Origin of the sequence: Caldovatus aquaticus (assembly GCF_019458025.1) — a bacterium.
GTDB classification, from domain to species: Bacteria; Pseudomonadota; Alphaproteobacteria; order Acetobacterales; family Acetobacteraceae; genus Caldovatus; species Caldovatus aquaticus.
The window spans coordinates 14,955-36,090 of the sequence record NZ_JAHZUY010000031.1 but is presented as its reverse complement, the minus strand read 5'-3'; the positions used below and the strand labels follow the sequence as shown (position 1 = coordinate 36,090).

At 73.3% G+C, this 21,136-nt stretch carries 17 protein-coding genes; 12 read left to right on the top strand and 5 right to left on the bottom strand.

The annotated features are described in order from the left end of the window. Nucleotides 1–59 precede the first annotated feature (59 nt). On the bottom strand, nucleotides 60–824 hold the full coding sequence (locus K1J50_RS11695; protein WP_220117891.1) for an SDR family oxidoreductase: 765 nt from the start codon (nucleotides 822–824) through the stop codon (nucleotides 60–62). Nucleotides 825–1,356: 532 nt separating this feature from the next. Between K1J50_RS11695 and K1J50_RS11690 the strand changes: the two genes are divergently transcribed. From K1J50_RS11690 to K1J50_RS11680, 3 genes are read left to right on the top strand one after another with little or no spacing between them, the layout of a single operon-like run. Then, a complete protein-coding gene (locus K1J50_RS11690; RefSeq protein WP_408869371.1) occupies nucleotides 1,357–3,315 on the top strand; it encodes a PrkA family serine protein kinase in 1,959 nt (652 codons plus the stop codon). A 40-nt stretch (nucleotides 3,316–3,355) separates the two neighbouring features. Further along, complete coding sequence (locus K1J50_RS11685) at nucleotides 3,356–4,660, top strand: YeaH/YhbH family protein (RefSeq protein WP_220117890.1); 1,305 nt, start codon at nucleotides 3,356–3,358, stop codon at nucleotides 4,658–4,660. Beyond that, nucleotides 4,657–6,207 (top strand): SpoVR family protein, encoded by a 1,551-nt coding sequence (locus K1J50_RS11680; protein ID WP_220117889.1) that lies wholly within the window; start codon nucleotides 4,657–4,659, stop codon nucleotides 6,205–6,207. Before K1J50_RS11685 ends, K1J50_RS11680 begins: the two co-directional genes overlap by 4 nt. Before the next feature lie 21 nt (nucleotides 6,208–6,228). Here the strand turns inward: K1J50_RS11680 and K1J50_RS11675 are convergent, their stop codons facing one another. Beyond that, entirely contained in the window at nucleotides 6,229–6,984 is a 756-nt protein-coding gene (locus tag K1J50_RS11675; protein ID WP_220117888.1) for an SDR family oxidoreductase, read from the bottom strand. A gap of 188 nt (nucleotides 6,985–7,172) precedes the next feature. Here K1J50_RS11675 and dctP point away from each other — a divergent pair, with 188 nt between their 5' ends. Together dctP and K1J50_RS11660 are read left to right on the top strand one after the other, a co-directional pair. Continuing rightward, nucleotides 7,173–8,783: a TRAP transporter substrate-binding protein DctP gene (gene dctP / locus K1J50_RS19140; protein ID WP_255575220.1), complete on the top strand. Its 1,611-nt coding sequence runs from the start codon at nucleotides 7,173–7,175 to the stop codon at nucleotides 8,781–8,783. Beyond that, entirely contained in the window at nucleotides 8,780–10,102 is a 1,323-nt protein-coding gene (locus K1J50_RS11660; protein WP_220117887.1) for a TRAP transporter large permease, read from the top strand. Before dctP ends, K1J50_RS11660 begins: the two co-directional genes overlap by 4 nt. A 76-nt stretch (nucleotides 10,103–10,178) precedes the next feature. On the opposite strand, the gene K1J50_RS11655 is transcribed toward K1J50_RS11660, so the two are convergent. Next, entirely contained in the window at nucleotides 10,179–11,456 is a 1,278-nt protein-coding gene (locus tag K1J50_RS11655; RefSeq protein ID WP_369413581.1) for an MFS transporter, read from the bottom strand. A 278-nt stretch (nucleotides 11,457–11,734) separates the two neighbouring features. Between K1J50_RS11655 and K1J50_RS11650 the strand changes: the two genes are divergently transcribed. From K1J50_RS11650 to K1J50_RS11635, 4 genes are all read left to right on the top strand, one after another. Next, nucleotides 11,735–12,205 carry an Lrp/AsnC family transcriptional regulator gene (locus K1J50_RS11650; protein WP_220117886.1) on the top strand — a complete coding sequence of 157 codons (471 nt, stop codon included), beginning with the start codon at nucleotides 11,735–11,737 and terminating at the stop codon, nucleotides 12,203–12,205. A gap of 127 nt (nucleotides 12,206–12,332) precedes the next feature. Beyond that, a complete protein-coding gene (gene rpe / locus K1J50_RS11645) occupies nucleotides 12,333–13,025 on the top strand; it encodes a ribulose-phosphate 3-epimerase (RefSeq protein WP_220117885.1) in 693 nt (230 codons plus the stop codon). Further along, complete coding sequence (locus K1J50_RS11640) at nucleotides 13,025–14,698, top strand: heparinase II/III family protein (protein ID WP_220117884.1); 1,674 nt, start codon at nucleotides 13,025–13,027, stop codon at nucleotides 14,696–14,698. The genes rpe and K1J50_RS11640 overlap by 1 nt, the downstream gene beginning before the upstream one ends. Before the next feature lie 19 nt (nucleotides 14,699–14,717). Continuing rightward, entirely contained in the window at nucleotides 14,718–15,830 is a 1,113-nt protein-coding gene (locus K1J50_RS11635; RefSeq protein WP_220117883.1) for a glycosyltransferase family 4 protein, read from the top strand. A 134-nt stretch (nucleotides 15,831–15,964) separates the two neighbouring features. On the opposite strand, the gene K1J50_RS11630 is transcribed toward K1J50_RS11635, so the two are convergent. Beyond that, on the bottom strand, nucleotides 15,965–16,684 hold the full coding sequence (locus tag K1J50_RS11630) for a response regulator transcription factor (RefSeq protein WP_220117882.1): 720 nt from the start codon (nucleotides 16,682–16,684) through the stop codon (nucleotides 15,965–15,967). A gap of 327 nt (nucleotides 16,685–17,011) precedes the next feature. Here K1J50_RS11630 and ribA point away from each other — a divergent pair, with 327 nt between their 5' ends. The 3 genes from ribA (at nucleotide 17,012) to K1J50_RS11615 (ending at nucleotide 19,575) form a co-directional block, all read left to right on the top strand. After that, nucleotides 17,012–18,334 carry a GTP cyclohydrolase II gene (gene ribA / locus K1J50_RS11625; RefSeq protein WP_220117881.1) on the top strand — a complete coding sequence of 441 codons (1,323 nt, stop codon included), beginning with the start codon at nucleotides 17,012–17,014 and terminating at the stop codon, nucleotides 18,332–18,334. A gap of 138 nt (nucleotides 18,335–18,472) precedes the next feature. Beyond that, entirely contained in the window at nucleotides 18,473–19,051 is a 579-nt protein-coding gene (locus tag K1J50_RS11620) for a YqaA family protein (protein ID WP_220117880.1), read from the top strand. A gap of 14 nt (nucleotides 19,052–19,065) precedes the next feature. After that, nucleotides 19,066–19,575, top strand: a complete 510-nt coding sequence (locus K1J50_RS11615; protein WP_220117879.1) for a L,D-transpeptidase family protein — start codon at nucleotides 19,066–19,068, stop codon at nucleotides 19,573–19,575. Between the two features lie 117 nt (nucleotides 19,576–19,692). Here the strand turns inward: K1J50_RS11615 and K1J50_RS11610 are convergent, their stop codons facing one another. Further along, a complete protein-coding gene (locus tag K1J50_RS11610) occupies nucleotides 19,693–21,108 on the bottom strand; it encodes an ammonium transporter (RefSeq protein WP_255575219.1) in 1,416 nt (471 codons plus the stop codon). Nucleotides 21,109–21,136 lie beyond the last annotated feature (28 nt).

Here is a 21,136-nt window from a genome sequence, read left to right as displayed (position 1 = left end):
CGCGGCCTGGCGCGCGCCACCCCTGCCGCCCGGCGGGGCGCGGCGCCGGCGCGAGGGGCCTATCCGCGGCCGACGAAGGGCATCTTGGTCGCCATCACCGTCAGGAACAGGATGTTGGCGTCGAGCGGCAGCGAGGCCATGTGGACCACGGCATCCGCCACATGCCGCACGTCCATGGTCGGCTCGACCATCACCTCCCCGTTGGCCTGCTTCACGCCGCGCTGCATGCGCTCGGTCATCGGGGTGGCGGCGTTGCCGATGTCGATCTGGCCGCAGGCTATGTCGTACTTCCGCCCGTCGAGCGCGATGCTCTTGGTGAGGCCAGTGATGGCGTGCTTGGTCGCGGTGTAGGGCGCCGAGTCGGGGCGCGGGGCATGGGCGCTGATCGAGCCGTTGTTGATGATTCGCCCGCCTCGCGGGTTCTGCTCCTTCATCAGGCGGTACGCCGCCTGGGCGCAGAGGAAGGAGCCGGTGAGGTTGACCGCCACCACCCGGTTCCAGTCCTCGACCGCGAGGTCCTCGAAGGGCGTGCCGGGGACGTTCCCGCCGGCGTTGTTGAACAGCAGGTCGAGCCGCCCGAAGCGCTGCCGGATCGCGGCGAAGAGGGCGTTGACCGCGGCCGGGTCGGCCACGTCCGTCGGCACGACCAGGGTGCGGGCGCGGGCCTCCTCCGGGGCGAGGCCGACGGTCTCCTCCAGCGCCGCGCGGCGGCGGCCGGCGAGGGTGACCGTCCAGCCGGCGGCGAGCAGGCCGAGGGCGCAGGCGCGGCCGACCCCGGAGCCGGCGCCGGTGACGAGGGCGATCTTCTGGGCGGTGGCGGACATCGGGCGTTCGGCCTCCCTTGCTGCGCTGCGGATCGCCCGAGCATCCGCGCTGCCCGTTCCGAAGGCAACGCGGCGCGGCAGGGGGCAGGGATGGCGCGGCGCGAATCGGCGGAACCCGCCGCGGCACTGGCAGCGCACAGACCGTAGTGCTGCCAGGGACCCGCTTCCGGTGCATGGCGACGGGGCGCGGCCACGCGCAGACCGCTCGCCTCGGGGCCGAGCCCCGCTGTGGAAGCGGGACACAGGCTCCTGTCATGCAACCGCGCGGCGATGGCGATTTGGCCGGAAGGGGGAACTGTGGTGCCAACGGCGCGCTTGGTCGCACGAGTGCCACGGCGTTGTCGCATCGGCAACAACGTCGGTGGTATGATCAATGCAAGGGGGAGGCGATCGCGCGGCACGCCGCGGAAGGCGCGGCACCGCCGGGTCGGCCAGGGGAATGTCGGCCACGCGCAATTGACCCGGCGGACGCCAGCCAAGCAGTTCCGCGGGCGTTCCGGTGACGAACGCGCCGCCTCCGGAGGGCCGGTTGATGCTGACCATGTCCTATGCTGCGGACGACATCTTCGCGAGCTTCGCGCGCGGCTACGAGCAGAAGCGGGAGACCGAACTCTCCCTCGCCGAGTATCTCGAAGGCTGCCGTCGCGACCCGATGATGTACGCGAGCGCGGCCGAACGCATGCTCGCCGCGATCGGCGAGCCCGAGGTGGTGGACACCTCGAAGGACCCGCGGCTCGGGCGCATCTTCCTCAACCGCACGATCCGCCGCTACCCCGCCTTCTCCGAGTTCTACGGCATGGAGGAGACGATCGAGCGGATCGTCGGCTTCTTCCGCCACGCCGCCCAGGGGCTCGAGGAGCGCAAGCAGATCCTCTACCTCCTCGGCCCGGTCGGCGGCGGCAAGTCCTCGCTCGCCGAGCGCCTGAAGGCGCTGATGGAGGTCCATCCGATCTACGTGCTGAAGGCGGGCGACCAGCTTTCGCCCGTGTTCGAGAGCCCGCTCGGCCTGTTCGACCCGGAGCACATGGGCCCCGTGCTCGAGGACCGCTTCGGCATCCCGCGCCGGCGCCTGACCGGGCTGATGAGCCCCTGGGCGGTGAAGCGGCTCGACGAGTTCCGGGGCGACCTGTCGCTGTTCCGGGTGGTGAGGATCCACCCCTCGCGCCTGCGCCAGATCGCCGTCGCCAAGACCGAGCCGGGGGACGAGAACAACCAGGACATCTCCTCCCTCGTCGGCAAGGTGGACATCCGGAAGCTCGAGACCTATGCGCAGAACGATCCCGACGCCTACTCCTTCTCCGGCGGGCTGAACCGGGCGAACCAGGGCCTGCTCGAGTTCGTCGAGATGTTCAAGGCGCCGATCAAGATGCTGCACCCGCTGCTGACGGCGACGCAGGAGGGCAGCTACATCGGCACCGAGAACATCGGCGCCATCCCCTTCCAGGGCATCATCATGGCCCACTCCAACGAGGCGGAGTGGCAGACCTTCAAGAACAACCGCAACAACGAGGCCTTCATAGACCGCATCTACGTCATCAAGGTCCCCTACTGCCTGCGCGCCACCGAGGAGCGGAAGATCTACGAGAAGCTCGTGCGCGGCAGCGAGCTCGCCGGCGCCCCCTGCGCGCCCGGCACGCTCGAGATGCTCGCGCGCTTCTCCGTCCTCTCGCGCCTGCGCCGGCACGAGAACTCCAATCTGTTCGCCAAGATGCGGGTCTATGACGGCGAGAGCCTGAAGGAGACCGACCCGCGGGCGCGCTCGCTCCAGGAATACAAGGACGCCGCCGGGCCGGACGAGGGGATGGACGGCATCTCCACCCGCTTCGCCTTCAAGGTGCTCGCCGCCACCTTCAACCACGACACGCACGAGATCGCGGCCGATCCCGTGCACCTGATGTACGTGCTGGAGCAGCACATCCGCCGCGAGCAGTTCCCCGAGGAGGCCGAGAAGCGCTACCTCGAGTTCATCAAGGGCGAGCTCGCCCCGCGCTACGCCGAATTCATCGGCCACGAGATCCAGAAGGCCTACCTCGAGAGCTACCACGACTACGGCCAGAACCTGTTCGACCGCTACGTCGCCTACGCCGACGCGTGGATCGAGGACCAGGACTTCAAGGACCCCGACACCGGCCAGCTTCTCAACCGGGAGATGCTCAACCAGGAGCTGACGAAGATCGAGAAGCCCGCCGGGATTGCCAACCCGAAGGACTTCCGCAACGAAGTCGTGAAGTTCGCCCTGCGCGCGCGGGCCAACAATGCCGGGCGCAACCCCTCCTGGACCAGCTACGAGAAGATCCGGGAGGTGATCGAGCGGCGCATGTTCAGCCAGGTGGAGGAGCTGCTGCCGGTGATCTCCTTCGGGTCGAAGCGGGACAGCGAGACCGAGAAGAAGCACACCGAGTTCGTGCAGCGCATGGTCGCCCGCGGATACACTGAGCGCCAGGTGCGCCGCCTGGTGGAGTGGTACATGCGCGTGAAGCAGGCGGGCTGAGGCGCAGGCCGGCCGGAGGCCCACGCGGAGCGGAGTGGCGATGTACATCATCGATCGGCGCCTCAATCCGGGAGGAAAGAGCCTCGCCAACCGGCAGCGCTTCCTCCGCCGGGCCAAGGCGCTGGTGCGCGAGGCGGTGCGCGAGAGCGCGGGCAGCCGGAGCGTCAGGGACACCGAGCAGGGCGCCACCATCACGATCCCGGGTTCCGGCGTGCGCGAGCCGACCTTCCACCGCGCCCCGGGCGGGCGGCGCGAGCACGTCCTGCCCGGCAACAAGGAGTACATCGAGGGCCAGACCATCCCCCGGCCGCCCTCCGGCGGCGCCGGCGGCGGCCGCGAGGGCAGCCCCGACGGCGACGGCGAGGACGCCTTCCGCTTCGCCCTGACGCAGGAGGAGTTCCTCGACCTGTTCCTCGAGGACCTCGAGCTGCCCGACCTCGCCAAGCGCCGCTTCGTGGACGGAGAGGTGAAGTCCTGGCGGCGCGCCGGCTACTCGATCTCCGGCTCGCCGGCGAACCTCGCCCTGGTGCGGACCCTGCGCAACAGCCTCTCGCGCCGGATCGCGCTGCGCCGCCCGAAGCCCGAGGAGATCCTCCGCCTCCAGGCCGAGCGCGACGAAGCCGAGGCCGCGGGCGACCCCGAGCGGCTGGAGACCGCGCGCCGGCTGCTCGACGTCGCGCTGCGCCGCAGCCAGCGCATCCCCTACATCGACCCGATCGACGTCCGCTACCGCCAGTTCCAGCCGGAGCCGCGACCGATCGCCCAGGCGGTGATGTTCTGCCTGATGGACGTCTCGGGCTCGATGACCGAGCACATGAAGGACCTGGCGAAGCGGTTCTACCTGCTGCTCTACATCTTCCTGACGCGCCGCTACCGCCACGTGGACATCGTCTTCATCCGCCACACCCACGAGGCGAAGGAGGTGGACGAGGAGACCTTCTTCCGCAGCCCGGAGACGGGCGGCACGGTCGTATCGACGGCGCTCGAGGAGATGCTGAAGATCGTGGCGGCGCGGTACCGGCCGTCCGACTGGAACATCTACGCCGCGCAGGCCTCGGACGGCGACAACACCACCTCCGACAACGAGCGCACGGCGCGGCTGCTCGCCGACCAGATCCTCCCGATCTGCCAGTACTACGCCTATCTCGAGGTCGGGCGCGAAGACGGCCTCCACCCGGTCGGCTTCATCCCGCGCGAGAGCGACCTCTGGCGCACCTACAGCCTGCTGCGCAGGGAGGGCCATCCGCTCGCGATGCGCAAGGTCCGCCACCGGCGCGAGATCTACCCCGTGTTCCGCGACCTGTTCCGCAAGGACGCGGCGAAGGAGGCACAGGCCACGCCATGAGCGCCGACGGCGGGCCCGGCCGCCTGCTCTACCAGGGCGCCGACTGGGACTTCGCCACCATCCGGCGGGTCTATGACGCGGTCGAGGAGATCGCCCTCGGCGAACTCGGCCTCGACATCTACCCCAACCAGATCGAGGTGATCAGCGCCGAGCAGATGCTCGACGCCTACGCCTCGAACGGCATGCCGCTGCTCTACCGGCACTGGTCCTTCGGCAAGCGCTTCGCCCGGCACGAGGGCCTCTACCGCAAGGGCTTCCAGGGCCTCGCCTACGAGATCGTCATCAACTCCTCGCCTTGCATCTCCTACATCATGGAGGAGAACACGGCGACGATGCAGGCGCTGGTGATCGCCCACGCCGCGTTCGGCCACAACCACTTCTTCAAGAACAACTACCTGTTCCGCCAGTGGACCGACGCCGAGGGCATCCTGCCCTATCTCGACTTCGCCAAGAGCTACGTCGCGAAGTGCGAGGACCGCTACGGCCACGCTGCGGTCGAGCGGGTGCTCGACGCCGCGCATGCGCTGATGAGCCACGGCGTGCATCGCTACCCGCGCCGCAAGCGCCCCGACCTCCGCTCCGAGGAGCGGCGCGAGCGCGAGCGGCGCGAGCACGAGGAACGGGTGTTCAACGACCTCTGGCGCACCGTGCCGGGCAAGGGCGGCGGGGCCACGGCCCCCGCGCTCGACGAGGAGCGGCGGCGCGCCCTGCTCGAGCTGCCGCAGGAGAACATCCTCTACTTCCTCGAGAAGACCGCGCCCCGCCTCCAGCCCTGGCAGCGCGAGATCCTGCGCATCGTCCGCCACGTCGCCCAGTACTTCTACCCCCAGGCGCAGACGAAGCTGATGAACGAGGGCTGCGCCAGCTGGGTCCACTACCAGGTGATGCAGCGCCTGCACGAGCGCGGACGCATCTCGGACGGCCACTTCCTGGAGTTTCTCCACTCCCACACCAACGTCGTCTTCCAGCCGGAATTCGACGATCCGCGCTACTCCGGCATCAATCCCTACGCCCTCGGCTTCGCGATGATGGAGGACATCGCCCGCATCGCCACCGACCCGACCGCGGAGGACCGCGAGTGGTTCCCGGACTTCGCGGGTTGCGGCGACGCGCTCGGCGTGCTGCGCGACGCCTGGGCGAACTACCGCGACGAGAGCTTCGTCGCGCAATTCCTCAGCCCGGCCCTGATGCGCCGGCTGCGCCTGTTCCACCTGCTGGACGACCCGGAGGAGGACCACCTCCAGGTCGTCGCGATCCACGACGAGCGCGGCTTCCGCCGCCTGCGCCGCGCGCTGTCGCGCCAGTACGACATCGGCCACCAGGACCCCGACATCCAGGTGGTGGACGTGGATCTCGCCGGGGATCGCAGGCTGATCCTGCACCACCGCGCGCCCGACCGGCAGCTTCTGGACGCCGAGGACGCGCGCCTGGTGCTGCAGCACCTCGCCGACCTCTGGGGCTACGACGTGATGCTGAAGGAGATCGACCCGAAGACCGAGGCGGTGCTCAAGGAGCACCACGCCTCGGCGCGGCCGGGGATGTTCTGAGGGCCGCGTCCCGCCGCGCGGTCAGTAGGTCGCGCGGCCGCCGGTGATGTCGAACACCGCGCCCGTGGAGAAGGAACACTCCTCGGAGGCGAGCCAGCAGACCAGCGCCGCGATCTCCTCGACCCGCACGAAGCGGCCCATCGGGATCTTCGAGAGCATGTAGGCGATCTGCACCTCGCTCATCTGCCGGAAGATGTCGGTCTGCGCCGCGGCCGGCGTGATGCAGTTCACCAGCACGCCCGTGCCCACCAGCTCCTTGGCCAGGGACTTGGTCAGCCCGATCAGCCCGGCCTTGGAGGCGCTGTAGTGCGAGGCGTTCGGGTTCCCCTCCTTGCCCGCGACCGAGGCGATGTTCACCACGCGCCCGTAGCCGGCGCGGATCATCTCCGGCACGACGGCGCGGCTGACCAGGTAGGGCGCGACCAGGTTGACCTCGACCACACGCCGCCACTCGGCCGGCGCGATCTCCCAGGTCGGCGCGTTGCCGCCGGTGATGCCGGCGTTGTTCACCAGGATGTCTATCCGCCCGCCATGGGCGGCGAGGGTGGCGCGGGCCGCCGCCGCCACCGCCGCCTCGTCGGTCAGCTCGACCGCATGCGCGCTCACGCGCCCGGCCGGGGCGAGCGCCACGCGTGCCTCCTCGAGGCGCGCCGAATCGGCGTCCCACAGCGCGACCGCGGCACCCGAGGCGAGCGCCCGCTCCGCCACGGCGTAGCCGATCCCCCGCGCCCCGCCCGTCACCACCGCCACCCGGCCGGCGAGATCGATCCGGTTCATCCTGCCGCCCTCCGCTTCCTGCCGGCGCCGCCCCCGGCCGCACCGGGGCCGGAGCCCACCACGGCGCGCCGCCCCCGTCCAGCGCCGGCCCCGGGATACCGCTCGGCGCCGGCGCCTTCTATAGTCCGCCTGCCAGCCGGCGGAGACAGCCGGCGCCACCCGACGGACCCGATGGGAGGAACGTCCCGATGAACCGACGCGACCTGCTTGGCGGCATCGCCGCCGGCGCTGCCATCCTCTCCGCCCCCGCGGTTCTGCGCGCGCAGCAGGCCATCACCCTGAACGGCGCCAGCCAGTTCAACGACGAGCACGCCTTCACCCGCGCCATGGTGCGCTTCGAGGAGCTGGTGAAGCAGTACTACGGCAAGCCGGTCAACTTCGTCCTGCACAAGAACTCCAGCCTCGGGCTCGAGAAGCAGTACTTCGAGCGCATGGCCGAGGGCCGCGGCGCGGTGGACTACGCCATCGTCTCCCCCGCGCACATGTCCACCTTCTCCCGCGCCGCGCCCTTCATCGACGCGCCCTTCCTGTTCCGCGACCTCGCCCACTGGAACCAGGTCCTGGACCGCGACCTGCTCAAGCCGGTCGCGGAGGAGATCGAGCGCCGCGCCAACGTGATGCTGATCGGCTACGCCGGCGGCGGCGTGCGCAACATCTTCGCCAACAAGCGCGTCTCCAACATGGCCGAGATCCGCGGCCTCAAGATCCGCGTCCAGGGCGCGCCGATCTGGTCGCGCACCTTCCAGGCCGCGGGCATGTCGCCGACCGTCATCGCCTACAACGAGGTCTACAACGCGATCCAGAACAACGTCATCGAGGCCGGCGAGAACGAGGCCGCCGGCGTCGAGCAGATGCGCTTCTACGAGGTGGCGCCCAACCTCGCGATGACGCAGCACGCCATCACCATCCGCCCGCTCTGCTTCTCGAAGCGCAGCTTCGACCGGCTGCCCGCTGATCTGCAGGCCGCGATCCTCCGCGCCGGACGCGAGGCGGGCGCCTACGGCCGGCAGATCGAATCGAGCGAGGACGAGCAGAAGCTGGTCGCGCTCGAGCGCGCGGGGAAGCTGCGGCGCATCGAGTTCACCGACCGGGCCGAGATGAAGCGCGCCGTGGAGCCGGTAATGGCGGCCTATGCGCGCGAGATCGGCGCCGAGGCGATCTACAACCAGCCACCCCCGGGCCCCGTGGGCCCGGGCCGGGGGGGGGCCGCCCCCGCCCCGCGCCGCCGGCCGTGCCTTTCAGGAGCCTTCCCCATGACGTCGCAACCCGCCGCGCGGCGCGGCCTGCTCCGCCGCGCGGCGGCGGCCTGGAGCCGCCTGCTCTCCGCCCTGCTCGCGATCAGCGTCGCGATCCTGGTGCTGCCCGTCAGCCTGCAGATCTTCAGCCGCTACACCCACCTCATCCCCCACTACATCTGGACCGAGGAGATGGCGCGCTTCCTCCTCGTCTGGATGATCATGATCGGGGCGATGGTCGCGGTGCGCGAGGGATCGCACTTCACCGTGGACCTCTGGCCCCCGCTCCCGCCGCGTCCGGCGGCGCTGCTCGAGCTCCTCTCCGGCCTCGGCGTCCTCGCGCTCGCCGTGGTCTTCCTCTGGTGGGGCTGGGAGTTCACCGCCTTCGCCTTCCACCGCATCAGCGAGCTCGCCGAGTTGCCGCTCTGGCTGATCCACGTCGCCTGGCCGATCACCGGCCTCACCTGGCTGCTGTTCCAGGGCGAGCGCATGGCGGACGCCCTGCACACGCTGCGCACTGGCGAGCCGCGGCCGCTCGAGCACCACGAGGTCTCGGCGGCATGACCGGCGCCTCCGTCCTCTCGCCCGGTGCGGCCGCGGCGATCCTGTTCGGCCTGTTCTTCCTGCTGCTCGCGCTGCGCGTCCCCGTGGCCTTCGCGCTCGGCCTCGCCTGCCTGCCGATCATGCTGATCGAGCCGCGCCTCGCGCCGACCGACATCGTGCAGGAGACCTTCAACGCGTACAACTCCTTCATCCTGCTCGCGGTGCCGTTCTTCCTGCTGACCGCGAACCTGATGAACATCGGCGGCATCACGGAGCGGCTGGTGCGCCTCTCGCGCGCCATGGTCGGGCACTTCCCCGGCGGGCTGGCGCAGATCAACGTGGTGCTCTCGATCTTCTTCGCCGGCATCTCCGGCAGCTCCACGGCGGATGCGGCCTCGCAGTCCAAGATCTTCATCGAGGCGCAGCGCCGCGAGGGCTACGACGACAGCTTCTCGGTCGCGATCACGGCGGTCTCGGCGGTGCTCGCGGTGATCATCCCGCCCTCGATCCTGATGATCGTCTGGGGCGGCGTGCTGACGGTCTCGATCGGCGGGCTGTTCCTCGCCGGGATCGTGCCCGGGCTGCTGATCGGCCTGGTGCAGATGGCGACCGTGCACGCCTACGCCAAGGCGCGCGGCTACCCGACCTATCCCCGCGCCGGCTGGGGCGAGCTGTTCCAGGGCATCCTGGTCTCGCTGCCCGCGCTGTTCACGCCCTTCATCATCATCGGCGGCAAGATCTTCGGCTGGTTCACCGCGACCGAATCGGCCTGCATCGCGGTGCTCTACGCCGGCGTGCTCTCGCTCCTGGTCTATCGCGAGATGGACCTCAAGGGCCTCTGGCAGGCGCTCGGCGAGACCGGGCGGCTCTCCGCGGTGGCGCTGTTCTGCGTCGGCACCGCCTCCGCCTTCGGCTGGCTGCTCGCCTATTACCGGATCCCGGAGGCGCTGCTCTCCGGCGTGCAGTCCTGGGGCATGGGGCCGGTCGGCACCGGCTTCTTCATCGCCTTCGTCTTCCTCGTCGTCGGCTGCTTCCTCGATGCGATCCCCGCGATCATCATCGTCGGCGCGATCCTCCAGCCGATCGCGCAGTCGGCCGGGCTCGACCCGATCCACTTCGCCATGATCGGCATCGTCAGCCTGGCCTTCGGCCTGGTCACGCCGCCCTACGGCCTGTGCCTGATGATCGCCTGCCACGTCGCCGGGATGCGCGTCGGCGACGCCCTGAAGGACACGGTCATCATGCTGCTGCCGATGCTCGGCGTGCTGGCGCTGGTGATCGTCTGGCCCGAGCTGGTGCTGTTCCTGCCGCGCCTGATCTCGCCGGAGCTCCTGAACTAGCGCCGGTCGCGGTCGGCCGCGGCGGCCGGGAGCGGGGACCGGCCCCGGCGCGCGCCCCGCCGCGCCGCCGCCCGGCTCAGGCGAAGGCCGGGCGCCGGCCCAGCCGGCGCACGACCAGCCAGGCCGCGATCGCGATCGTCACCAGGTTCCACAGCAGCCCGTTGACGATCGCCGCCGCGTAGGATCCGGTGGCGTCGAAGATCGCGCCCGACAGCCAGCCGCCGAGCGCCATCCCGGCAAGCGTCGCCGCCATCACCAGCCCGATCCGCGTTCCCGCCTCGCGCGCGGGGAACAGGGTGCGCGCGATCATCGCGTAGCTCGGGACGATGCCGCCCTGGAAGAGCCCGAACAGGGCGGAGATCACGTAGAGCGAGACCAGCCCGTCGAAGGGCAGGAACAGCGCCAGCGCCGCCGCCTGCAGCGTCGCGCCGAGCAGCAGCGTCGCCGCCCCGCCGATGCGGTCCATGATCCAGCCGGAGGCGAGCCGGCTGACCACGCCGAAGGCCAGCATCAGCGCCAGCATCTCCGCCCCCCGCGCCGCGCCGTAGCCGAGGTCCACGCAATAGGCGACGATGTGCACCTGCGGCATGGACATCGCCACGCAGCACGACACCCCCGCCAGCATCAGCAGCCCTTGCAGCGTGTCGGGGCGGATCTCCGCCGGCGCCTCCCCCCTCCGCCCGGCGGGCGGCGGCTCCCGCGCCGCCTCGCCCCGCGCCGCGGGCGCCGGCACCGGGCGGCGCAGCGCGATCAGGGCGAGCGGCAGCATGGTCGCGAGACAGAACAGCCCGACGCCGAGATGCGTCGGGCGCCACCCCGCGGTGGCGACGAAGTGCTGCAGCACCGGCGGCCAGATCGCCCCGGCCAGGTAGTTCCCGCTGGCGCAGAGCGCGACCGCCAGGCCGCGCCGCCGGTCGAACCAGTGCGAGACATCGGCGATCAGCGGCCCGAACATGGCCGAGGTGCCGAGCAGCCCGATCAGCACGCCGTAGGCCACGGCGAAGCTCGTCAGGCTCCCGGCGAGCGAGACGGCGATGTAGCCGAGGCCGAGCGACAGCGTGCCGAGGACCACCGGCACCCGGATGCCGAACCGGTCGGCGAGCCGCCCCATCAGGACGCCGCCGACCACCAGCCCGAGCGCGACCAGCGTGTAGGGCAGCGCGGCGCCGGCCCGTGCCACGCCGAACTCCGCCTGCACGGCCGGCAGCACGACGACCATGGACCACATCCCGACGCCGCCGATGGCGCCGAGCGCCATGGCGGCGGCGAGGCGGAGCCAGGCATGGAAGGATTCGACGTCGCCTCCTTCCCGAGGCGCTCGCCGCGGCAGCACGGCGCCGGCTTGGCGGGACACGGTCGGCCTGCGCTCCTCGCTCTCGCGGTTGCCGATCGCCCGCCCGCGGCGCGGGACGATCGGCGCGAGCCTAGGGGGCGGCCCCCGGAGCCGGCAACGTTGCGCGCCGCATTGCTGGCCGGCGGCTGGCGCGGCCCATGCCGCCGGGCGGCAGCGCACCCCCCGGCGCGGCGGGCCGGACGGAACGACACGCCAAATCTTTCCCCTTCTCGCCTCCAATCTAGCCGGCTGGAGATTATCACGCTATCAAGACCCGCAAAAAGCGGAGGAATTCCCCCTTGGCTGCACCGACCGCTCTCGACCACACCGACCGCGTCATCCTGCGCCTGCTCCAGCAGGACGCCTCCCGCTCGCTCGCCGAGATCGCGGCCGAGGTCGGGCTGACCCCGACCCCGTGCTGGAAGCGCATCCGCCGCATGGAGCAGGCCGGCATCATCACCGGCCGCGTCGCGCTGGTGGACCCCGCCCGCGTCGGCCTGCCGATCTCGGTCTTCGTCGCGCTCGAGACCGGCGACCACTCCGCCGCCTGGATCGCCCGCTTCGCCGAGGCGGTGGAGCGGATGCCCGAGGTCGTCGAGTGCTGGCGCCTGGGCGGCGACGTGGACTACCTGCTGCGCGTCGTAGTGCCCGACATGGCTGCCTTCGACGCCTTCTACCGCCGGCTGACGGCGGAGGTGCCGTCGCTGCGCAAGGTCACCTCGCGCTTCGCGATGGAGCGGGTGAAGGCGACCACCGCGCTGCCGATCTGAGCGCCGGGCCGGCGCAGCGCCCGCGGCGCGGCCGGGCCGGGCCGGCGCCGTCCGTCGCGGGCACGAAACGAGGAACGGGACCCGGGGCACGGTTGTCCGGACGGGGGCATTGCGGCAGAACCATGACGTGGCCCGCTCTGCCGTCCGCATCGCCCCCTCGCTCCTCGCCGCCGACTTCGCCCGCCTGGGCGAGGAGGTGCGCGCCATCGCCGCCGCCGGGGCGGACTGGCTGCACCTCGACGTCATGGACGGGCATTTCGTCCCGAACCTCAGCTTCGGTCCGGCGGTGGTGCGGGCGCTGCGGCCGCTCGCCGCCATCCCCTTCGACGTGCATCTGATGATCGCCCCGGCCGATCCCTACCTCGCCGCCTTCGCCGAGGCCGGGGCCGACCTGATCTCGGTGCATCCCGAGGCGGGGCCGCACCTCCATCGCACCCTCCAGACCATCCGCGGGCTCGGCAAGCGGGCCGGGGTGGTCCTCAACCCGGCGACGCCCGTGCAGGCGGTGGAACATGTCCTCGATCTCGCCGACCTGATCCTGGTGATGACGGTGAACCCGGGCTTCGGCGGCCAGTCCTTCCTCGAGAGCCAACTGCCGAAGATCGCCACCCTGCGCCGCATGATCGACGCGACGGGGCGCGCGATCGCGCTGCAGGTGGACGGCGGCATCACGCCGGCCACCGCGCCGCGCTGCATCGCCGCCGGGGCCGACGTGCTCGTCGCCGGCACGGCGGTGTTCGGCGCCCCCGACTACGCCGCCGCGATCGCGGCGCTGCGGGGCGGCGAGAGCGCGCCGCCCCGCGCGCGGGAGGCATCCTGATGGACGGCCTGTTCCGTTCCGCCCGCCGCCGCCTCGCCCAGCTTCGGCCGGTGCGCGCCCCGGAGGCGCCGGCGCGCGCCTTCCGCGACCTCTGGCCCGGCGACGCCACGCGCGGCGCCCGCCTGCTGCGCGGCGAGTTCGAGGTCGCCGGCACCGCGCGCCGCCTCGTCCCGGCTGCCGAGGACGGTGGCGCCGGCGGCGCGGTCTGGGACGAGCGCGGCGGCCCGCCGCTCTGGCGCGCCGCGGCGCACGGCTTCGCCTGGCTGCGCGACCTGCGCGCCCTCGGCACCGACACGGCCCGCCTGCGCGCCCGGGCGCTGACCGCGGACTGGCTCGCCCGCGGCGCGCGCGAGCGCCTGGCCGCGGCGCCCGAGGTCGCCGGGGCGCGGATCTCGGCCTGGCTCGGCCACTGGGACTTCCTCGCCGCGACCGCGGAGGACTCCTTCCGCCGCCAGCTCATGCTCCGCATGGCCCAGGACGCGCGCGACGTGGTCGCGGCGCTGCCGGACGAGGCGGCGCACCGCGGGGCGCTGGTCGCGCTCAAGGGGGCGATGGCCGCCGCCGTCGCGCTGGAGGAGGAGGCCTGGCTCGCCCGCTGCCTCCGCTTCCTGCCGGCCGAGCTGGAGCGGCAGTTCCATCTCGACGGCGGCCATGTCGAGCGCTCGCCGGGCCAGCAGCTGCTCGCGCTGCAGGACCTGATCGAGATCCGCAACCTGCTGCACGGGGCGGGGGTGGAGGCGCCCGTCCATCTCGGCCTGGCGCTGGACCGGGCGGCGCCGGCGCTGCGGCTGTTCCGGCACGGCGACGGCGGCCTCGCGCTGTTCAACGGCACGCGCGAGGAAGGCTCGGCGCTGCTCGACGTGGTGCTCACCCAGGGCCAGGCGCGCGGGCGGGCGCCCGCGGCGCTGCCGGACACCGGCTTCCACCGCCTCCAGGCCGGGCGGACGGCGGTGATCGTGGACTGCGGCACGCCGCCGCCGGGCCGCGCCGGCGGGCCCGGGCCGGACGGCCTGCCGCGCGGGGCCGACCGCCTCGCCCATGCCGGCACGCTCTCCTTCGAGATGTCGGTCGGGCGCGACCGGCTGATCGTCAATTGCGGCGCCGCGCCCTGCGCCGAGCAGGCCTGGCGCGACGCCCTGCGCGCCACCGCCGCCCATTCCACCCTCGTGCTCGCCGACACCAACAGCGCCGAGCTGCGCGAGGAGGGCCTCGGCCGCCGTCCCGAGCGGGTCGAGGCCGACCGGCAGGAGGCGAACGGCGCGCAGTGGCTGGAGGCGAGCCACGACGGCTGGCGCCGCCCCTTCGCCGCGATCCACCGCCGCCGCCTCTACCTCAGCGAGTCCGGCGACGACCTGCGCGGCGAGGACGTGGTGGAGGCGGCCGACCCGCCGGCCTTCGCGCTGCGCTTCCACTTGCACCCGGGCGTGGCGGCCAGCCTCCAGCAGGACGCGAGCGCGGTGCTGCTGCGCCTGCCGAGCGGCGCCGGCTGGCGGCTGCGCGCCAAGGGCGGCCGCGTCGCGCTCGAGGAGAGCGTCTATCTCGCCGGCGAGCCGCGGCGGACGACCCAGGTGGTGGTCCACGCCGAGGCCGGGACGGGCGCGGTGCAGTGGGCGATCTCGCGCGTCAGCCTGCCGGCGCCGGGGGGCGGCGGGGGAGGGGCGGGCGAGCGGTAGCCCGGCCGGTCCGCGTCGCGTGAAGATCGCCCAGGTCACCAATGTGGACTTCTCGCTGCGGCACTTCCTGCTGCCGCTGATGCGCGGGGCGCGTGCGCGCGGGCACGAGGTGGTCGGGATCTGCGCGGACGGTCCGCTGCTCGACCTGCCGCGCGCGGAGGGTTTCCGGATCCTGCCGGTGCCGATGGCGCGCAGCCTGAACCCGCTCGCCCAGGCGCGCGCCTTCGCCGCGCTCCTCGCCCTCTTCCGTGCCGAGCGCTTCGACCTCGTGCACGCGCACATGCCGATCTCGGGCCTGCTCGCCCGCGCCGCGGCGCGGGCGGCCGGTGTGCCGCGCATCGCCTACACCTGCCATGGCTTCCTGTTCAACCAGCCCGGCCCCTGGTGGCGCCGGGCGCTGTCGCTGCGGCTCGAGCGCCTCGGCGGGCGGATCACCGACGTCTTCCTCACCGTCTCGGCGGAGGAAGCGGCGGATGCCCGCCGCCTCGGCATCCATCCGCGCGCGGTCGCGGTGGGCAACGGCCGCGATCCTGCGGTCTTCCGCCCCGACCCGGCGGCGCGCGCGGCGCTGCGCGCGGAACTCGGCGCGCGCGAGGGGGATTGCGTCGTCGTCGTCGTCTCGCGCCTGGTGCGCCACAAGGGCCACCCCGAGCTGCTGCGGGCGATGGAGCGCGCGCCGCCCAACGCCGTGCTCTGGGTGGTCGGCGAGCGCCTGCCCACCGACCACGGCGAGGACCTCGAGCCGCACTTCGCCCGCGCCGCCGCCGCGCTCGGGCCGCGCCTCAAGCGCCTCGGCTACCGGCACGACGTCGCGCGCCTGCTCGCCGCGGCCGACGTCTTCGCCCTGCCGAGCCATTTCGAGGGCCTGCCCATGTCGGTCATCGAGGCGATGCTGACCGGCCTGCCGGTGGTCGCGACCGACATCCGCGGCCCGCGCGAGCAGGTCGTGCCGGGCGAGACCGGCTTCCTCGTCCCGCCGGGCGCGGTCGCGCCGCTGGCCGAGGCGATCACGCGTCTCGCCGCCGACCCGGCGCTGCGCGCCCGGATGGGCGCGGCCGGCCGCGCCCGCGCGCTCGCGCGCTTCACCGAAGCGGCGGTGGTCGCGCGCACGCTCGATCTGCTGGGGCTGTAGAGGCCGGGGCGGGAGGGAAAGGGCGCCGGCGCCGCGCGCGACGGTCGCGGACCCGCCCCCCGAGGCGCCGTCCGCCCCCTGCCGGCGGCCGGTTCCGCCGTCCGGCGCCGCGCGGCCGCTTCGCCCTGCCGGCCCTAGGCCGCGGCGACGCGCCCGGCGGTGGGGTCGAGGCGGTAGCCGCCGCCCTCGGTGAGGAGGAGGCGGGCGTTGGCGGGGTCGGGCTCGATCTTCTGGCGCAGGCGGTAGATGTGGGTCTCGAGGGTGTGGGTGGTGACGGCGCTGTTGTAGCCCCAGACCTCGTTGAGCAGGACCTGGCGGGCGACCGGGCGGCCGCCGGCGCGGTAGAGGAACTTGAGGATCGCCGCCTCCTTCTCGGTCAGGCGGATCTTGCGGTTGCGCGCCGGCTCGAGCAGCAGCTTGGCGGCCGGGCGGAAGGTGTAGGGACCGATGGTGAAGACCGCGTCCTCGGAGTTGTCGAACACCCGGAGCTGGGCGCGGATGCGGGCGAGCAGCTCGTTGAGGCGGAACGGCTTGGCGATGTAGTCGTTGGCCCCGGCGTCGAGGCCCTTGACCACGTCGGCCTCGGCGTCGGCGCCGGTCAGCATGATGATCGGCATGCGCAGGCCGCGCCGGCGCAGCCGCGCGCACAGCTCGCGCCCGTCGCCGTCGGGCAGGCCGATGTCGAGCAGCACCAGGTCGAAGCGCGCCTCCTCGGCGGTCAGCCGCGCCTCCGCCTCGGCCAGCGTCGCCGCCTCCGCCGGCACGAACTCGCCCCCCACCGCCAGCTGCTCCGCCAGCGTCGCGCGCAGCGCCTCGTCGTCGTCCACGATCAGGATCGGGCGCGGTCCGGGCATCCCACCCCCCACCTGGGTGCCCTCCTCGCGAAGCTGTGTTGCCGCCTCGCGGGAAGATCGCAGGGTCACATCATCGGACATGGGGAACATGTTGCCACCCCCTCGGATCGGCGAGCAACCCTCGCCGGACGATCATCAAAGCGCCCGATCACGCTTCCGGTTTCCGAACATTCCGACGCCTCCGGCGGGGAACCGCGCCCCCCGCGCGACGGCCACGACATTGTGAACGCGGGCTTCCGGGCCGATGCGGCGGGCCAAACCGGTGCCACATTCGCTCCCTGGAATGCGCTGCCCCCTCCCTCTCGCCCGTTGCAGGAACCCGACCGCATGAGCCTCTCCTCCCGCGGCGACGCCGCCTCCGAACACCGCGCCGCCGGCGGCGGACGCTGCGGGTCCGACCGGCCGCGCGGCAGCGCCGTGGCCGCGCCGCCCGAGGCGGAGGAAGACCCGGGAGCACGGATCGCCCGCCGGTTGCGCGCGGTGCATCGCGCGGTGGGCGAGCTTCGCCGGGGCACGCCTGTGCTGCTGCGCGCGCCGGAAGGCCCCCTCTGCGTCGTGGCGGCGGAAACGGCGGGCGCGCGCGGCCTCGGCGCGCTTGCCGCCGCCGCCCTCGCGCCGCCGCTGCTGCTGCTCGCCCCGGCGCGGGCCGCCGCCGCGCTGCATCGGCCGGTGCCGCAGGGGGGAGGCGGGAGGGAGCCGCCCCCCGCGCCGTCGGCCGGGGAGCCGGCCGGCGTGGTGGCGCTGCGCCTTCCGCCCGCCCTCCTGTCGCCCGAGGCGCTGCGCGGCCTGGCCGACCCGACCGCCGAGGCGTTGCTGCCGCCCCAGGGAGCGCCGGCATCCGCCGGCAGCGCGCCGGCAGGAGCCCTGGCCGCCCCCGAGCTCGCCCCCGGCGCTCCGCCGCTCGCCGGGGCGGCGCTCGCCTTGGCCAAGCTCGCGCGGCTGCTGCCCGCCCTGCTCGCCGCCCCGGCCGCCGAGGCGAGCGCGGACCGGCTCGATCTGCTCGCGGTGCCCGCCGCCTGGGTGCTCGACTACCCGGCCACGGCGGCGACCAGCCTCGCCCGTGTCGCCGAGGCGGCGGTGCCGCTCGAGGACGCGCCGGAGGCGCGCCTCGTCGCCTTCCGCGCCGCCGATGGCGGCGTCGAGCACCTCGCGATCCTGGTCGGCCGGCCGGAGGAGCTGGCGGCGCAGGGCGAGGCGCCGCTGGTGCGGGTGCACTCCGAGTGCTTCACGGGCGACCTCCTCGGCTCGCTGCGCTGCGACTGCGGCCCGCAGCTCCGCGGCGCGATCCGCCGCATGGCCGCGGAGGGGGCGGGCGTGCTGCTCTACCTCGCCCAGGAGGGGCGCGGCATCGGCCTCGTGAACAAGCTGCGCGCCTACCGGCTGCAGGATGCGGGCCTCGACACGCTCGACGCCAACCGGGCGCTCGGCTACGGCGCCGACGAGCGCGACTTCCTGGTCGCCGCGACCATGCTGCGCGCCCTCGGCATCGCGCGGGTGCGGCTGATGACCAACAATCCGGACAAGCTCGCCGGCCTCGCCGCCTGCGGCATCGAGGTGGCGGGACGCGAGGCGCTCCGCTTCGAGGCCAACGGCGTGAACGACCGCTACCTCGCCACCAAGGCGCGGCGCTTCGGCCACCTCCTGGCCTGAGCGCCGCCGGCATGCGTCCGCCCGCCCCGCCGGGGGCGCGCCGCCCCGCGCCGGCACGGCCCGTCTCGACGCCGGACGCGCGCCGGGGCATCTGATCCGTCCGCGCCGCGCCACGCCCCGCTTGGAAGCCACGCCCCGATGCTGCAACGCCTCTACGCCCGGACCCTCGCCCTGGCCGGTCACTCGCGCGCCTCCGCCTGGCTCGCCGGCGTCAGCTTCGCCGAGAGCAGCGTCTTCCCGATCCCGCCCGACGCGCTGCTGGTGCCGCTCGCCCTCGCCCGTCCGGACCGCGCCTGGCGGCTCGCCTGGATCTGCACCGTGGCGTCGGTGCTCGGCGGCGCGCTCGGCTACGCGATCGGCTTCTTCCTCTTCGAGGCGGTGGCGATGCCGATCCTCTCCGCCTACGGCTACGCCGACGCGATGCACCGCTTCGAGGAGTGGTTCCAGCGCTGGGGCGCGGCGGTGGTGCTGATCAAGGGCCTGACGCCGATCCCCTACAAGATCGTCACCATCGCCGCCGGCGCGGCGAAGATGGACTTCGCCGTGTTCCTGCTGACCAGCATGGCGAGCCGCGGCATGCGCTTCTTCCTGCTCGCCTTCCTGATCCGCCGCTTCGGCCCGGCGGTGCGCGCCTTCATCGAGCGGCGGCTGACGCTGGTCACCACCTCCGCCGCGGTGGCGCTGGTGCTCGGCTTCGTCGCGCTGCGCTACCTGTGAGGGGGGAGCCGCCCGTGACCGTCGCGCGGGTCTTTCCCGACGGGCGGCTGGCGCTCGAGGGCGTGGGCGTGTTCCGCTGCGCCCTCGGCCGCGGCGGCGTGCGCGATCCGCGCGCGAAGCGCGAGGGCGACGGCGCCACGCCGGCGGCGCTGCTGCCGCTGCGCCGCGTGCTGTGGCGCGCCGACCGCGTCGCCAAGCCGCGCTGCGCCGTGCCGGCCGAGCCGATCGCGCCGGAGGACGGCTGGTGCGACGCCCCCCGGCATCCGGACTACAACCGGCCGGTGCGGCTGCCGCATCCGGCACGGTGCGAACGGCTGTGGCGCGCGGATGCGGTGTACGACATCCTGGGCGTGCTCGGCTGGAACGACGCGCCGGTGGAGCCCGGCCGCGGCAGCGCGATCTTCCTGCACCTCGCCCGTCCCGACTACGCGCCGACCGAGGGCTGCGTGGCGCTCGCCGAGCGCGACCTGCGCGCGGTGCTGGCGGCGGGCCTGACCGGGCTCGAGGTGGCAGGGCGGGTATAGCCGCGCCGGAGCGGGGCGGCGCCGGCGCGGCGGGCGCGGGGCCTGGACCCCGCGCCCGCGCAAGGCTCCGGAAGGAGGCGGACCGCCAGGGCCGCCTCCGGCCGTCCGCGATCGGCTCTACGCGATGCGCTCCCCGTGCAGCGCCACGTCCAGGCCCTCGCGTTCCTCCTCCTCGCTCACGCGCAGGCCGACCACGGCGTCGGTCAGCTTGAGCAGCACGAAGGTCGCGGCGGCGCTGAAGGCGAACACCGCCGCCACCGCCCCGGCCTGCACCAGGAGGGTGGCGAGCCCGCCCGCGGTGCCCTCCGGCGCCGCGCCGGTGGCGGAGAGCGGGCCATGGGCGAACAGGCCGGTCAGCAGCGCGCCGACGATGCCGCAGATGCCATGCACGCCGAACACGTCGAGGCTGTCGTCGTAGCCGAGCCGGCCCTTCAGCACCGTCGCGCCCCAGAACCCCGCCACCCCGGCCGCCGCGCCGATCACGAGCGCCGCGCCGGGGAGCACGAAGCCGGAAGCCGGCGTGATCGCCACCAGTCCCGCCACCGCGCCGGAAATCGCGCCGAGCACCGAGGGCTTGCCCTTGACCAGCCACTCTGCGAACACCCAGGCGAGGGTCGCCGTCGCCGCCGCCACCTGGGTCACCAGCATCGCCATGCCGGCGCGCCCGCCGGCGGCGACCGCCGAGCCGGCGTTGAAGCCGAACCAGCCGACCCACAGCAGCCCGGCGCCGATCACGGCGAGGGCGAGGTTGTGCGGCGCCATGTTGTCGTGTCCGTAGCCCATGCGCCGGCCGAGCACGAGCGCGCAGACCAGCCCCGCCACCCCGGCGTTGATGTGCACCACCGTGCCGCCGGCGAAGTCGAGCGCGCCGAGGGCGAAGATCCAGCCGTTCGGGTGCCACACCCAGTGCGCGACCGGCGCGTAGACCAGCAGCGACCACAGCGTCATGAACACTAGCAGCGCCGAGAACCGCATGCGGTCGGCGAAGGCGCCGGTGATCAGCGCCGGGGTGATGATGGCGAAGGTCATCTGGAACATCAGGAAGACGCTCTCGGGCACCGTCGTCGCGGTCGCGCCCTCGGTGCCGGCGCCGAGGGTGAAGGGCTTGTCCCAGCCCGCCTCCAGCCCGCCGAGCAGCAGCCGCGAGAGGTCGCCGATCCAGGCGTTGCCGTTGCCGAAGGCGAGGCTGTAGCCCGCCACCATCCACAGCACCGAGACCAGGGCGCAGATCGAGAAGCTCTGCATCATGGTGGCGAGGATGTTCTTCTTGCGCACCATGCCGGCGTAGAACAGGGCGAGGCCGGGCACCGTCATCATCAGCACCAGCGCGGTGCTGGTCAGCATCCAGGCGGTGTCGCCGGCCTCGATCCTGGCCTCCGCCGCCGGCGCGGCCTGCGCCGCCGCGCTCTGCGGCAGCGCGCCGACCGCGGCGAGCAGCAGCGCGACCGGGACCAGCGCGGCAAGCAGCGCCGGTAGGGGCGCGCGGAGCCGCGCCGGCAGGCCCGGCGCGGCGCGGGCGGGCAGGGTGCTCATGTCGTGGGTGTCCATGCTGTCTCGCGTC

Bases quoted from the DNA above. Each gene is read 5' to 3' on its own strand.
- K1J50_RS11695 (WP_220117891.1), bottom strand. From the start codon at position 824: ATGTCCGCCACCGCCCAGAAGATCGCCCTCGTCACCGGCGCCGGCTCC.
- K1J50_RS11690 (WP_408869371.1), top strand. From the start codon at position 1,357: ATGCTGACCATGTCCTATGCTGCGGACGACATCTTCGCGAGCTTCGCG.
- K1J50_RS11685 (WP_220117890.1), top strand. From the start codon at position 3,356: ATGTACATCATCGATCGGCGCCTCAATCCGGGAGGAAAGAGCCTCGCC.
- K1J50_RS11680 (WP_220117889.1), top strand. From the start codon at position 4,657: ATGAGCGCCGACGGCGGGCCCGGCCGCCTGCTCTACCAGGGCGCCGAC.
- K1J50_RS11675 (WP_220117888.1), bottom strand. From the start codon at position 6,984: ATGAACCGGATCGATCTCGCCGGCCGGGTGGCGGTGGTGACGGGCGGG.
- dctP (WP_255575220.1), top strand. From the start codon at position 7,173: ATGAACCGACGCGACCTGCTTGGCGGCATCGCCGCCGGCGCTGCCATC.
- K1J50_RS11660 (WP_220117887.1), top strand. From the start codon at position 8,780: ATGACCGGCGCCTCCGTCCTCTCGCCCGGTGCGGCCGCGGCGATCCTG.
- K1J50_RS11640 (WP_220117884.1), top strand. From the start codon at position 13,025: ATGGACGGCCTGTTCCGTTCCGCCCGCCGCCGCCTCGCCCAGCTTCGG.
- K1J50_RS11630 (WP_220117882.1), bottom strand. From the start codon at position 16,684: ATGCCCGGACCGCGCCCGATCCTGATCGTGGACGACGACGAGGCGCTG.
- ribA (WP_220117881.1), top strand. From the start codon at position 17,012: ATGAGCCTCTCCTCCCGCGGCGACGCCGCCTCCGAACACCGCGCCGCC.
- K1J50_RS11620 (WP_220117880.1), top strand. From the start codon at position 18,473: ATGCTGCAACGCCTCTACGCCCGGACCCTCGCCCTGGCCGGTCACTCG.
- K1J50_RS11610 (WP_255575219.1), bottom strand. From the start codon at position 21,108: ATGAGCACCCTGCCCGCCCGCGCCGCGCCGGGCCTGCCGGCGCGGCTC.